The sequence below is a fragment of the Haemophilus sp. oral taxon 036 genome, from assembly GCF_002998595.1.
Classification (GTDB): domain Bacteria; phylum Pseudomonadota; class Gammaproteobacteria; order Enterobacterales; family Pasteurellaceae; genus Haemophilus; species Haemophilus haemolyticus_K.
Window position 1 is genome coordinate 86499 of the sequence record NZ_CP027235.1, and the last position, 14215, is coordinate 100713.

Sequence of the window (14215 nt, forward strand, 5' to 3'; positions counted from 1 at the left end):
GGTTTTTTTATCAAAATCAAGTTTTTTAAGCTTTTAAATAGGAAAACTCGAGAAAAAGACTAATAACAACGGTGGTAATAAATTTGTCACCATACCAAAAGAAATGGCGATAGGCGTTACTTCAATTCCGCCTGATTTTTGAATAATAGGCAATGTACAATCTAATGCGGTTGCGCCTGTAATCCCAATAGCTGTAGAGCGATAATGTTGCATAAACAATGGAATCAAAAATAAGCTCAATATTTCACGCGATAAATCATTGAAAAAGGCAATACTCCCCTGCATTGGTCCCCAAGCATTTGTCAGCACGACGCTTGATAAAGAATACCAACCAAATCCTGATGAAAAAGCTAAACCTTGAGTAATTGGCATACTTAGAAAAAATGCTGAAATAACACCACCAATTAAAGAACTTAGGGTAAAAATTGCCCCCATTATTAAACCTTGCTTATTTAATAAGACTTCTTTCAAGGAAATGCCGTTATTACGAAGCTGAATCCCGACAAAAAAGATCAACGCAATAAGCACGTAAAGATTGGAACCATGTGGGAAATGCAACCAATCATTGCACAACCAACCTAAAACGATGCCAATAATTACCGCACTTAATAATTTAATTGAGTCCATTAACGAATGCCAACGAGATGGCAATTCTCCCTGTAAATAATTAACAGGCTTAGGCAAAGTGCGGTCATAAATAGCCAAACCTAGGATATTACAAGTCAGAATGATAACGGATAGCCCTAAAGCGGTCATTCCAATAATTGGCAATTTTTGTTCTAAATGCTCTAGCTGCCCAAGCATAAACCCCATCATAAATAAAATGACGTAAAGCAATAACATCACAATTTTATTAATGAATGCCAACGCATTTTGGTTATGTATTTTGACCAAGTAACCCAATGCCATCGGCACAAGCACGATGAGTAGTCCATTAATTATTTCTTCCATTGTATCCTTAACAAATATTACTTTTATCTCGTCTGTAAAAGTAAAGACCATTTCAATATCTAAACACTATTTATAATATATACTTTTTATCAATCTACCAAATACCCAATGAAAAAATATCTACGTTATGCCAGAAATAAAAAAGCGGCTGGTTAAATTTTAATTACCAGCCGCTTGATTTTATTTCTCAATAAACTTAATTATTTGCTCCCGTCCTAAATGTCCTGGCACAGTTTTCTTCACATTTAAATCAACATCTAAAAATAGATTAAACGGATAACCTCGAACATGAACACGATCAATGATTTCGCCACTTTCATCTAGCAAGACTTTAATATTTTTATATTCTAGCCCTTTGTACCATTCAATAAAATCAGCAGGTGATTTTTCACCTTTATGACTTGGCGAAACAATGGTTATTACTTCAAATCCACGATCTTTTTCCGCACTTAAATCATCAATTTCAGCTAATCCTGCCAAACAAATCGGACACCAAGATGCCCACATTTTTACATACACAGGTTTACCTTTATATTGGCTTAAAGTAACTGGCTGATTGTTTAAATCTTTGAGTTGCACATCCGCCAAATTAGTTCGTGCAAAAGCGTTTAGGCTGAATGCCATTAGAAATATTGATAGTAGTTTTTTCATTGCTTTTTTCCTTTTATAGATTTCTTTTGTTGAGGTTATGCCTTACGAAAAATTATTCGTAATCAATAAAATGCCCATCACGATAATTAAAATTCCGCCACCGATTTTAAATTTGTCTAAGTGTTTATTTAACCCTCTAGCACGTTTTAGCAAGCTGTCAGAGAAGAACGAAAACAGTACAAAAGGCGTTGCCAAGCCTAAAACATAAACGAACATCATTGATGCACCGTAAAGTGCAGAGCCTTCATCGCCCGATAACGCTAACACAGAAGCCAGAATTGGGCCAATACAAGGTGTCCAACCAAGACTAAACGTTAAACCAAGCACAAATGCCTCAAGTGCGGTTGATTTTCCTGATGTTTTGATTTCCACCAATTTCGTACGTTCCAACAAACCAATTTTGAAAATGCCAAGTTGATGAATACCCAAAATAATCACGATAACGCCAGCAATAATGCGAGTGGTGTTACTAAATAAAATATTCCCTAAAAAGCCAAAACTAAAACCTAGACTTACAAATGTAAGGGAAAGCCCTAAAATAAATAAAAAAGTATTTAAGACTTTTTTACCGCCTTTACTCAAAATACCAAAATAAATTGGGATAATCGGGAAAATACAAGGCGAAAGAAAAGAAGCAAGCCCCGCTAAAAATACCGTTCCAATAAGGAGTTGTTGATCTAACATCTTGCATCTCCTTATTTTTTAATGGATTGAATCAAATATCCGTATCCTGCCTTTTCCATTTCGGCTAACGGAATAAATTTAATTGATGCACTGTTAATGCAATAACGCAAACCACCTTTATCTTTCGGACCGTCGTCAAAAACGTGTCCTAGATGGGCATTTCCCGCACGGCTTAATACTTCGGTACGTTGCATATTAAAACTATTATCTGTTTGATAATGCACTACCTCTTTTGCTATTGGTTTCGTAAAACTCGGCCAGCCACAACCCGATTCAAATTTATCATTTGAAGAAAAAACAGGCTCGCCTGTGGTGACATCAACATAAATACCCGGTTGGAAATTATCCCAATATTCATTACTAAAAGAGCGTTCAGTATGTTTATTTTGAGTGACGGAATATTGCAACGGTGTCAATTTCGCTTTGAGTTCTGCATCACTCGGTTTCGGATAATCTTTCTCGTCAATTACGGGTTCATCAGCTTTGGTAATATCAATATGGCAGTAGCCATTTGGATTTTTCTTCAAATAATCTTGATGATATTCTTCTGCTACGATGTAATTTTTAAGCGGTTGCACCTCAATTTGTACTGGTTTTTTATATTTGGTTTGAAGCTGGGCGAGAGCTTGTTCGATCACCGCTTTATCTGCCCCATCTTGATAATAAATCCCTGTGCGATATTGTCTGCCACGGTCGTTACCTTGTTTATTTACACTGGTTGGATCAATCACTTTAAAATAATATTTAAGCAATTTATCTAACGAAATTTGGTTTGCATCGTAAGTGACTTTTACCGTTTCTGCGTGATCGGTTACCCCAATCATCTGATAACTGGTTTTCTCCGTATTACCATTGGCATAGCCAGAAATCGCATCTTTCACGCCGTGAATACGCTCCATATATGCTTCCATACCCCAGAAACAGCCACCAGCAAGATAAATTTCACGAATATTTTGCGTATTTTCCATTGCCATTTTTTGTTCTCCAGATGATGATGTTGAATTTTGTATTGCTAAAGTTGGTGTTGCACAGCAAAGTGCGGTAATAAATAGAAATGTTTTTGATAGTTTCATTGTTTTTCCTTATGATGTGAAAATTAACGTTACATAAGGTTAGACGGCGGATAATTCGATTTCTTACAGATTTTTGTAAAATTTTTAAAGAAATTGACTAAAATCCATTGTTATAACCAATAATAAAGCGTTAAAACACGCTATTTTCTAAGGCAAAAAAATCTATATGCAATCACATTCCACTCCTTCGCTTTATCACAAAGCGATTAGTTTTATGGTATCAGCGTACTTTTCCATTACCTTGATGAATGTATTTGTCAAAACTGCATCTCAAACAATCCCCGCAAGTGAAACCTTATTTTCACGGTTTTTAATCGGCTTGCTTTTCTTACTGCCTTTTGTAATTAAAGATCGCGATTTTAAAATAGATACCCGTCAATGGAAATTTTTAATCCTGCGGAATGCCGCGGGTGTATCGAGCATGTTGATTAACTTTTATGTCGTAAAGTTCTTACCGCTTTCCATCGCTGTCTTATTGATGAATACCTCGGCCCTATTTATCCCGATTTTATTGCTATTTTTCCATCAAAAAACACCGCTTAATGTACTTTTGTGTAGCTTAATCGGTTTTCTTGGCGTTTCCATTATTTTACTCACCAATCACAATGGCAATGTTGATCCTATTTATGTGCTGATTGGATTATCTGGTGCTGTATTGGCAGGAATGGCATTTATTGGCTTACAAGAACTAAACAAATACAACACACCAAAAAATATCGTATTTTATTTTCATCTGATTGGCACACTCATACTACCAATCTTCTTTATTAACCAATGGAAAATCCCTAATTTATACGAGCTTGGTTTATTGCTATTGGTGGGCGGATTTGGATTGATTTTCCAATTATTGCTCACTCGCGCTTTCAGATATGCGCCAGCCAACGTTATTACCCCTTTTGCTTTCACTGGTGTCATTTTCTCTAGCGTTTTTGACTGGCTCTTTTGGCATCATACGCCTAACCTCTATTTTTGGTTCGGCGCAGTTGTAATTGTGGGAGCAGTAAGTTTATTGGCAAAAATGAAAAAATAAACACTTTATTTATAAGAATATTAAATTTAGTGCGATTAGGTTATAGCTGGCTCAATAAAGTGCGATGAAAAGTAACGGTGTTTTTCACGCTGTCAAAATTCCTAATGTGAATCTTTAAATTTCTTCATCATCATACTTAACGTTTTGCAATTTCGTTGAAAACGACGGCAATGAGGGCAAGTTAACAAATGCATTTTTAAACCCATTTTTTCTTGCAGTTCTAATGGTCGCTCATGAGAATCAGAAATTATTCGAGTGGCTTGAATACAACGCATAATTTTCTCCTAAAGTTTTTTTGATAGACAATTTTGCAACTGCAAACGAGCCCGATAAAGTGTAGTATGCAAGTTGGAGGTGGTAAGCTGAGTTTCTTGACAAATTTCATCCGATGACAATTCTAAAAACTCTCTCATCATAAAAATTTTGGCATGTTTAGCAGGTAAACAAGTAAGGCAAGTTTCGAAAATCAACCAAAACTCATCAGAATACACCGTTTCCTCCTCACCCTGTAATTCGCTCGGATAATATTCTATTTTCCAATGGCCTGTATCATCAAAAAATGTATTAGTTGACTGTTCATCTTCAATTTCACTTTCTAATACAAAGCGTCCTTTCTGACGAAGGTAATCAATAATTTTATTTTTTAGAATGGCAAAAACCCAAGTTTTAAAAGCAGACTGATGTTTAAAATTCGCGAGATTGTTAAATGCACTTAAAAATGCTTCTTGTACTAAATCCTCAGCAAGGTCAGCATGGTGCAACTGTAATGTTGCAAATTTCAGCATCTGCGTGCGAATTTGTTGGAGTTCCGTATCAGAAATGGCATTCATTTTAATTCCTTTAAAATTTTTGTAAGAAATGAAAAAGTGTTTCGTCTAATAACATGAAAGAAAGAATTTCTTTCACTACTATTTTTACCACTCAAACAAGGAAATTTAAAATGAAAAATATTACATTGAAAAGCGCAATCTTAGGTATGGCTATGTTATTTGGTGCGACAACCGTTTATGCAGAAGAAATGAAATCTGATGCCATGCCAATGAAATCAGAACCAATGATGAATACCCCAATGAAAAAAATGATGAAATCAGATGATATGAAAATGCACTCTGGCCACATGATGAAATCTGACAATATGATGAAGTCTGATGAAATGGGCATGAAATCTGATATGAAAATGAAATCTGATATGAAAATGAAATCTGATATGAAAATGAAATCTGATAAAAAGATGAAATCAAATAAAAAAATGAAAATGACAAAAGAAAAAATGTAAAAAATTGTCTGTAAAAGTGCGGTGAAAATCTCAAAAATTTTTCACCGCACTTTGTTAAATCGGAGTTTACATCACCACCACATCAAACTGTTCTTGGTTATAAAACTGTTCTGTTTTTACTTTTACTCGTTTGCCAATAAACATTTCCACTTCTGGCAGCAAACCGTGAGATTCTTCATTAATAAGATATTCGGAAACCGCTGGCGAGGCATAAACAACAAATTGTTCACTACTGAATAAGTGATAAACCCGAATAATTTCACGCATAATTTCGTAGCAAACTGTCTCGACCGTTTTCACCCGACCGCGGCCATGGCAAGTTGGACATTCATCACATAGCACATGCTCAAGGCTTTCTCGGGTTCTTTTACGAGTCATTTCCACAAGACCTAATTGCGTAAAGCCATTCACATTGGTTTTCACACGATCTTTAGAAAGCGCATCACATAAAGATTCTAGTACTCGATTGCGGTGTTCATCTGTTTGCATATCAATAAAATCAATAATGATTATGCCACCCAGATTACGTAGTTGTAATTGCTGTGCGATAGCTTTTGTCGCTTCAATATTAGTATTGAAGATGGTTTCTTCTAGATTACGATGCCCCACAAATGCGCCGGTATTAATATCAATAGTAGTCATCGCTTCTGTTTGCTCAATAATTAAATAGCCGCCCGATTTGAGATTAACGCGTTTATCTAAGGCTGTTTGGATCGCACTTTCAACCCCATACACATCAAAGATAGGTTGATTGCCAGAATAAAGAACAAGTTTATCGCTTAATTCAGGCATAAATTCATCGGTAAATTCTTTCACTTCGCCAAAGCAAAGTTTAGAGTCGATACGAATTTTTTCTAAGTTTGTGCCGATAAAATCACGCAAAATACGTTGTGGAAGGGCTGGCTCGCCGTAAATTTTTGATTTGGTTGGATATTTAGATTTACGCTCTAAGACTTTACGCCATAAGCGTTTTAAAAATTCAGCGTCTTGACGTAATTCTTCTTCGCTTGCCCCTTCTGTGGCGGTACGAATAATAAAACCACCGAGTTCATCACAAAATGGCTCAACTAATGCTTTTAAACGGGCGCGTTCTTCTTCGCTTTCAATGCGTTGTGAAACACCTACGTGGCTATTTTCTGGCATAAAAACAAGATAACGTGATGGCAATGTAATGTCTGTTGTTAAACGTGCGCCCTTTGTACCAAGGGGATCTTTTACCACTTGTACAACAATATCCTGCCCTTCTCGTACTAATTCTGAAATGCTCTTAACTTTAAATTGCTTTTGTTCACTTTCATCTACACATTCTGTGTGGGACACAATGTCAGCAGCGTGTAAAAAAGCCGCTTTTTCCAAACCAATATCAACAAAAGCTGATTGCATTCCGGGCAACACTCGAGTCACACGACCTTTATAAATATTTCCGACAATTCCTCGTTTGGCTTGGCGCTCAATATGCACTTCGCGCAACATTCCTGTTTCTACTAGCGCAATGCGTGTTTCGTTAGGCGTTACGTTCATCAATAACTCTACAGCATCCATTTTATATTCCTAATTTCTTAAATTTCATCAAATATTCAGTCTAAATAGAATAATAGCCCGAAATAAGGTAAAATGCACCCTTTCTGAAATTTTTACCCCATTTTGGACTTATAAAATGTTTGGATTCGACCCAACTCTTATTACTTTTACTATTTATATTTTCGGGATGTTACTGATTGGCGTACTTGCCTATTATTATACGAATAATTTATCAGATTACATTCTCGGTGGACGTCGTTTAGGCAGCTTTGTCACCGCAATGTCAGCTGGTGCTTCAGATATGTCTGGTTGGCTTTTAATGGGCTTACCTGGTGCGGTATATTTATCAGGCTTAGTTGAAGGCTGGATTGCTATCGGCTTAACGCTTGGCGCTTATTTTAACTGGCTTCTGGTGGCTGGTCGTTTACGTGTTTATACTGAATTAAATAATAATGCCCTCACTCTTCCAGAATATTTCCACAACCGCTTTGCCACATCACATAAATTATTAAAAATTGTTTCTGCCACGATTATTTTAGTATTCTTTACCATTTATTGTGCTTCGGGTGTCGTGGCAGGTGCAAAATTATTCCAAAATTTATTTTCAGTGGAATATTCCACCGCACTTTGGTACGGAGCATTAGCCACCATTCTTTATACTTTTATTGGTGGTTTTTTAGCAGTAAGCTGGACAGATACCATTCAAGCAACCCTTATGATTTTTGCGCTGCTTTTAACGCCTATTTTTGTGTTATTAAGCATTGGCGATACCGCTCAATTTTCCTCGGTATTAGAGCAAGCTGAAGCGGCTGCCAATAAAGATTTTACAGATTTATTTACTGCCACTACGCCACTTGGTCTATTAAGCCTTGCCGCTTGGGGATTGGGGTATTTTGGGCAGCCACATATTTTAGCGCGTTTTATGGCGGCTTATTCTGTTAAATCACTTATCAAAGCTCGTCGCATTAGTATGACATGGATGGTGCTTTGCTTAGGTGGTGCAATTGGTATTGGTTTCTTCGCGATTCCTTATTTCTTTGCCAATCCAAACATTGCAGGCACAGTCAATAATGAACCAGAGCAAGTATTTATTGAACTCGCTAAACTTTTATTTAATCCTTGGATCGCGGGCATATTACTTTCCGCTATTTTAGCTGCAGTAATGAGTACATTAAGTGCGCAATTGTTAATTTCTTCTAGCTCAATCACAGAAGATTTCTACAAAGGTTTCATTCGCCCTCACGCATCTGAAAAAGAGCTCGTATGGCTTGGAAGAATTATGGTATTAGTTATTGCCGCACTTGCGATCTGGATCGCACAAGATGAAAACAGCAAAGTATTAAAACTTGTCGAATTCGCTTGGGCTGGTTTTGGTAGTGCATTTGGCCCAGTGGTGCTTTTCTCTCTTTTCTGGAAACGAATGACATCATCAGGTGCAATGGCGGGTATGCTGGTAGGCGCAGTGACAGTATTTGCTTGGAAAGAAGTTGTTCCAGCGGATACCGATTGGTTTAAAGTATATGAAATGATCCCTGGTTTTGCTTTCGGTAGCCTTGCAATTATTGTTATCTCATTGCTGTCTAGCAAACCGGAACAAAATGTTCTAGATACCTTTGACAAAGCAGAAAAGGCCTATAAGGAAGCAAAATGATCGACTTTCGCCCTTTTTATCAACAAATTGCGACCACAAATTTATCAGACTGGTTAGAAACCTTACCACTCAAATTAAAAGAATGGGAAACTCAAACTCATGGCGATTATACAAAATGGAGCAAAATTGTTGACTTCCTACCTGATTTACATGCTGATGAAATCGATCTCAAAAATGCGGTGAAATCAGACCGCACTTCTCCCCTTTCAGAAGGTGAAAAACAACGAATTATCCATCATTTAAAGCAATTAATGCCGTGGCGAAAAGGGCCTTATCATCTTTTTGGCATTCATATTGATTGTGAATGGCGTTCAGATTTTAAATGGGATCGTGTTCTTCCTCATTTGGCTCCACTGCAAGGTCGCACTATTTTAGATGTGGGTTGTGGCAGCGGTTATCATATGTGGAGAATGATAGGCGAAGGCGCAAAAATGGTCGTAGGAATTGATCCTACCGAACTTTTCCTTTGCCAATTTGAAGCTGTACGCAAACTGCTTAATAATGATCGTCGAGCAAATCTTATCCCGCTTGGTATTGAGCAAATGCAACCATTAGCGGCATTCGATACTGTATTTTCAATGGGCGTACTCTATCATCGTAAATCCCCATTAGATCATTTAAGTCAGTTGAAAAATCAATTAGTAAAAGGTGGTGAATTGGTATTAGAAACGTTAGTGGTGGATGGCGATGTAAATACTGTACTCGTACCGGCAGATCGCTATGCTAAAATGAAAAACGTTTATTTTATCCCCTCTGTCGCCGCACTAATTAACTGGCTAGAAAAAGTTGGCTTTACCAACGTACGTTGTGTGGATGTAGCGACAACCACATTAGAAGAACAGCGTAAAACTGATTGGTTGGAAAATGAAAGCCTGATTGATTTTTTAGATCCAAATAACCACAGTAAAACGATTGAAGGTTATCAAGCACCGAAAAGAGCGGTCATTTTAGCGAACAAATAAGCTTTCAATCAAAAAAGGGGGATATTATCCCCCTTATTTTTAACTACTACTATAAGATATTCTTTTCACCACGAGATAAACTAATTAATCCTGAACGAACTATTTCAAGCAATGTTGCTTCCTCTTTTAATGCATTAATAAAAGCATCAATTTTATCTTTCGTACCGCTAAGTTGAACGGTATAAGATTTTGGCGTCACATCTACAATCTGTCCACGAAAAATATCCGCTAAACGTTTGATCTCATCACGAGATGAACCGACCGCTCTTACTTTAACCAAAACTATTTCACGCTCTACATGCTCTTGCTCACTCAAATTAATCACTTTAAATACATCAACTAATTTATGAAGTTGCTTTTCGATTTGCTCTAAAACCTGCTCATCTCCCACAGCTTCTATCGTCATACGAGACAATGTAGGATCGTCCGTTGGTGCAACTGTCAAACTTTCAATATTAAATGCACGTTGGGAGAATAAACCAACAACACGCGATAAAGCACCAGACTCATTTTCGAGTAAAACAGATAAAATTCTACGCATTAGTTTGTCTCCTCTTGAGGTTTACTTAAAATCATTTCATTCATTGCGCCACCACGAATTTGCATTGGATACACATGCTCAGATTCATCTACATTAATATCTACAAATACTAATTTATTTTTAATACTGAATACTTCTTGCAATTTACTTTCAAGTTCATCTGGTGTCGCAATTTTTATACCGACATGACCATAAGATTCAGCCAATTTCACAAAATCAGGCAAAGAATTCATATAGGTTTGAGAGTGGCGGCCAGAATAAATCAAATCTTGCCATTGTTTTACCATTCCTAAGAAATGATTGTTCAAACAAATAATAACAACAGGGATGCCATACTGAGTTGCAGTAGAAAGCTCTTGAATATTCATTTGAATACTTCCATCGCCAGTAACACAAACAACCGTTGCTTCCGGATGAGCCAATTTCACGCCTAATGCAGCGGGCAAACCAAATCCCATGGTACCAGCGCCACCAGAGTTAATCCAATGACGAGGCTCATCAAATGGATAATGTAACGCTGCAAACATTTGATGTTGCCCTACATCAGAAGCCACATACGCCTGTCCTTTAGTAAGACGATATACTGCTTCCATGACTTGTTGCGGTTTAATCACGCCAGAAGAGCGGTCAAATTCCAAACATTTTTTTGCTTTCCATTGGTTGATTTCTTGCCACCAACTTTCAAGATCTGTTTGAGATTTTAATCCCTCTTCATTCAATAAACTCAAAAATTCTTCCAATACATTTTTCGCATTTCCGACAATTGGAATCGCCGCTGGAACATTTTTAGAAATGGAGGTTGGATCAATATCAATATGAATCACTTTAGCATTTGGGCAATATTTTTCTAAGTTATTTGTTGTACGATCATCAAAACGAACACCAATCCCTAAAATAAGATCACTTTCGTGCATTGCCGTATTGGCTTCGAAAGTACCGTGCATCCCTAACATTCCTAGGAATTGTTTATCTGTGCTTGGATACGCGCCTAATCCCATTAGAGAGGCTGTTACAGGTAAATTTAAACGATGTGCTAAAATTGTTAATTCTTCACTACACTCCGCTGAAATTGCCCCGCCCCCCACGAAAAGCACAGGTTTTTTCGCCACTAAAAGTGCTTTTAATGCTTTTTTAATTTGGCCTTTATGTCCATTTACTGTGGGATTATAAGAGCGTAACTCGACAGATTTTGGATATTCATACGGATATTTAAAATTAGGATTTACTGTATCCTTTGGAATATCTACAACAACAGGGCCTGGGCGACCGGTTGACGCGATATAAAAAGCTTTTTTTAGTATCTCCGGAATATCTTCTGCTTTTTTCACAATAAAACTATGTTTTACAACCGGGCGAGAAATCCCCACCATATCACATTCTTGGAATGCATCTCGGCCAATTAAACTACTCATTACTTGCCCTGAAATAATCACCATCGGTACAGAGTCTGTATAAGCCGTTAAAATGCCAGTGATTGCATTTGTTGCTCCAGGTCCTGAAGTCACTAGCACACATCCAACTTTACCTGTTGAACGTGCATAGCCATCCGCCATGTGAACAGCCGCTTGTTCATGGCGAACTAAAATATGTTCAATACCACCTAGTGTATGGATTGCATCATAAATGTCTAATACTGCCCCACCTGGATAACCAAATAAATACTCTACGCCTTCATCGCGTAAAGACTGAACTACCATCTCTGCGCCAGATAACTTCTTCATCTTTTACTCCTAAAACGAACCGCACTTTTTAAAAGTGCTCATGCTTTGTATCAATGATTTACATCATACTAAGCAAAAAGTTTTTGTCTAGTGTACATGACAGCTAAAAACAGCATTTAAACAGAATAAAAAATCAAACAATGACAAAAATTCAGCTTATTATAAAAAAATAATAATTTTAAATAAAAAAAATGCGACTATATGTCGCATTTTATAAATTAAGCAAAATTTAATTTTTTATTCGTTTTTTTGAACTAGATCACATTTTTAACGTTTTTTCACTGCAAATACGATTAAAAATAATGAAACCGCTGTCGCAACAAAACCAGCTAAACCTGAATAAGTGAAACCTACCACGATGTAACCGATGGCCGTGGCGGCTGCAACTGTCGCGGCATAAGGAAGCTGGGTAGTCACATGATCCATATGATTACATTTTGCGCCAGTTGAAGATAAAATCGTTGTATCCGATACTGGCGAGCAATGGTCACCACATACGGCCCCCGCCATTACCGCTGATAAACAAGGGAGTAATAATTCTGGCGCAGCATTTGCAGCCATAGCTGCTGCAATTGGTAACATAATACCAAATGTTCCCCAGCTAGTACCGGTTGAGAATGCCATTGCAGAACCAAGAATAAATAAAATTACAGGTAAGAATTGCATTGGGATATTACCAGAAACAAGAGAAGATAAATATTTACCAGTTTGCATATCCCCAACGACTTTATTAATTGTCCACGCAAAGAATAAAATCGCAATTGCACCAGACATTGATTTAATACCTACGATCCAAGAACGTGCATATTCTGGAACACTTACTTGACGATCAATAATAATTAATAAAGTAGAAACTAGAATTGAGCAAGTACCACCCACAACTAAAGAAGTTCCAACAACCGTATTTTCAAATGCACCTAAAATGCTAAATTCTTTACCATCCGCTGCTAATGCTGATGCACCAGTGTAAATCATCATTGTAACCGTTGAAAAAATTAAAACTAAGATAGGTAATACGAGATTACGTACGTGACCTTTTGCACCCGTTTCTTCTTCTAATTCATCTTCAGAATTTTCCAAAGCTAATTTTTCATGGCGTGCCATTGAAGCAATATCGAAAGAAAAATATGCTACAAAGAACACCATAATAATTGAGAAAATTGCATAGAAGTTCATTGAACTCATTGCCACGAATGCGCCAATTGGTGTGTACTCAGTGATGGAATAAGTCGCTAATAAACCGCCTACTAAAGTAATAATGTATGCGCCCCAACTTGAAACAGGCATCATTACACACATAGGTGCTGCCGTTGAATCCAAAATATAAGCAAGCTTAGCACGAGAAACTTTAAAACGATCTGTCACAGGACGAGCAATTGCGCCTACAGCAAGACTGTGGAAATAATCGTCAATAAAAGTAACAAAAACTAATGATGCAGCTAATAATTTAGCACCACGACGACCTTTAATACGGCTTTGTGCCCATTCAGCAAACGCACGATTACTACCTGATACAGTTAAAAGTGCGGTTAAAACACCAAGCAATAATAAGAACAAGACAATGTTCATATTAGAGTTAATTGCACCATCAGCATAAACAAGTGAAATCACGTTGCTTGATAGATAACTGAAAGAGGGGCCAATATTCCAGCCACCTAACATTAACGCACCAACAATAATCCCTGCACTGAGAGACACTAATACACGACGAGTTGCAATCGCCAAGACAATCGCCAGTAAAGCTGGGATGATTGACCAAACTGAGGATGAAAAATCGATAAGTTCCATTAAGAGATACCTACAATTAATGGAGAGAACGGAAAGCAAAGGACAGAATAAGACCAGAACAACCGTAGCGCTCCATAGTTAATCAAAAAAACTATGACAGTGACGCCCCTTTCAAGTACGCCACCAACTAGCTGAAATGACTTTCAACTAATTTCGGCAATCATTCCTTTCTTTTTTCTTCATCGTTATCCACTCAGAAAAAATACTTATAATAATTGCACCTCTACTTTTGTAGTGTCTAACAAGATTACCTTAAAAATCTTGCATTGCCAACAAAAATAATATTATTTTTATAATAAATTTAGATAAATACACCTTAATTTTAAAACAAAATATTAACATAATTTAATTTTAATATATTTATAT

14 protein-coding genes and 1 riboswitch are annotated in these 14215 nt (G+C 37.0%); of the genes, 4 read left to right on the forward strand and 10 right to left on the reverse strand.

The genetic code is table 11. The annotated features are described in order from the left end of the window. Positions 1–33 precede the first annotated feature (33 nt). The 4 genes from C3V42_RS00445 to msrAB all read right to left on the reverse strand — a co-directional run bounded on the left by C3V42_RS00445 (position 34) and on the right by msrAB (position 3359). Positions 34–951: a lysine exporter LysO family protein gene (locus C3V42_RS00445; protein ID WP_106013264.1), complete on the reverse strand. Its 918-nt coding sequence runs from the start codon at positions 949–951 to the stop codon at positions 34–36. Positions 952–1131: 180 nt separating this feature from the next. Next, positions 1132–1602 (reverse strand): redoxin family protein, encoded by a 471-nt coding sequence (locus C3V42_RS00450; RefSeq protein ID WP_106013265.1) that lies wholly within the window; start codon positions 1600–1602, stop codon positions 1132–1134. A gap of 42 nt (positions 1603–1644) precedes the next feature. Beyond that, entirely contained in the window at positions 1645–2286 is a 642-nt protein-coding gene (locus tag C3V42_RS00455; RefSeq protein WP_106013266.1) for a cytochrome c biogenesis protein CcdA, read from the reverse strand. 11 nt (positions 2287–2297) lie between these two features. Next, positions 2298–3359: a bifunctional peptide-methionine (S)-S-oxide reductase MsrA/peptide-methionine (R)-S-oxide reductase MsrB gene (gene msrAB, locus C3V42_RS00460; protein WP_106013267.1), complete on the reverse strand. Its 1062-nt coding sequence runs from the start codon at positions 3357–3359 to the stop codon at positions 2298–2300. Between the two features lie 166 nt (positions 3360–3525). Between msrAB and C3V42_RS00465 the strand changes: the two genes are divergently transcribed. Further along, positions 3526–4389, forward strand: coding sequence for a DMT family transporter (locus tag C3V42_RS00465; protein ID WP_106013268.1), 864 nt, complete (start codon positions 3526–3528; stop codon positions 4387–4389). Between the two features lie 101 nt (positions 4390–4490). Here C3V42_RS00465 and C3V42_RS00470 read toward each other — a convergent pair whose 3' ends face one another. After that, entirely contained in the window at positions 4491–4664 is a 174-nt protein-coding gene (locus tag C3V42_RS00470; protein ID WP_005636028.1) for a zf-HC2 domain-containing protein, read from the reverse strand. Between the two features lie 9 nt (positions 4665–4673). Further along, positions 4674–5219, reverse strand: coding sequence for a sigma-70 family RNA polymerase sigma factor (locus C3V42_RS00475; protein WP_106013269.1), 546 nt, complete (start codon positions 5217–5219; stop codon positions 4674–4676). A gap of 110 nt (positions 5220–5329) precedes the next feature. Between C3V42_RS00475 and C3V42_RS00480 the strand changes: the two genes are divergently transcribed. After that, complete coding sequence (locus C3V42_RS00480; protein ID WP_106013270.1) at positions 5330–5665, forward strand: hypothetical protein; 336 nt, start codon at positions 5330–5332, stop codon at positions 5663–5665. A gap of 66 nt (positions 5666–5731) precedes the next feature. Here C3V42_RS00480 and rng read toward each other — a convergent pair whose 3' ends face one another. Then, positions 5732–7207 (reverse strand): ribonuclease G, encoded by a 1476-nt coding sequence (rng, locus tag C3V42_RS00485; protein WP_106013271.1) that lies wholly within the window; start codon positions 7205–7207, stop codon positions 5732–5734. 115 nt (positions 7208–7322) lie between these two features. Between rng and putP the strand changes: the two genes are divergently transcribed. Both putP and cmoB read left to right on the forward strand, forming a co-directional pair. Continuing rightward, positions 7323–8837 carry a sodium/proline symporter PutP gene (putP, locus tag C3V42_RS00490; RefSeq protein ID WP_106013272.1) on the forward strand — a complete coding sequence of 505 codons (1515 nt, stop codon included), beginning with the start codon at positions 7323–7325 and terminating at the stop codon, positions 8835–8837. Next, positions 8834–9799: a tRNA 5-methoxyuridine(34)/uridine 5-oxyacetic acid(34) synthase CmoB gene (gene cmoB, locus C3V42_RS00495; RefSeq protein WP_106013273.1), complete on the forward strand. Its 966-nt coding sequence runs from the start codon at positions 8834–8836 to the stop codon at positions 9797–9799. Before putP ends, cmoB begins: the two co-directional genes overlap by 4 nt. A gap of 49 nt (positions 9800–9848) precedes the next feature. Here the strand turns inward: cmoB and ilvN are convergent, their stop codons facing one another. The 3 genes from ilvN to C3V42_RS00510 all read right to left on the reverse strand — a co-directional run bounded on the left by ilvN (position 9849) and on the right by C3V42_RS00510 (position 13849). Beyond that, the gene (gene ilvN / locus C3V42_RS00500) at positions 9849–10340 is read right to left on the reverse strand and encodes an acetolactate synthase small subunit (protein ID WP_048952595.1); all 492 of its coding nucleotides are present in this window, start codon (positions 10338–10340) and stop codon (positions 9849–9851) included. Beyond that, positions 10340–12061, reverse strand: a complete 1722-nt coding sequence (locus C3V42_RS00505; protein WP_106013274.1) for an acetolactate synthase 3 large subunit — start codon at positions 12059–12061, stop codon at positions 10340–10342. The genes ilvN and C3V42_RS00505 overlap by 1 nt, the downstream gene beginning before the upstream one ends. A 267-nt stretch (positions 12062–12328) precedes the next feature. After that, positions 12329–13849: a Na+/H+ antiporter NhaC family protein gene (locus C3V42_RS00510; RefSeq protein WP_129587483.1), complete on the reverse strand. Its 1521-nt coding sequence runs from the start codon at positions 13847–13849 to the stop codon at positions 12329–12331. 57 nt (positions 13850–13906) lie between these two features. Further along, a riboswitch (Lysine riboswitch) is annotated at positions 13907–14083 on the reverse strand. Positions 14084–14215: the final 132 nt, after the last annotated feature.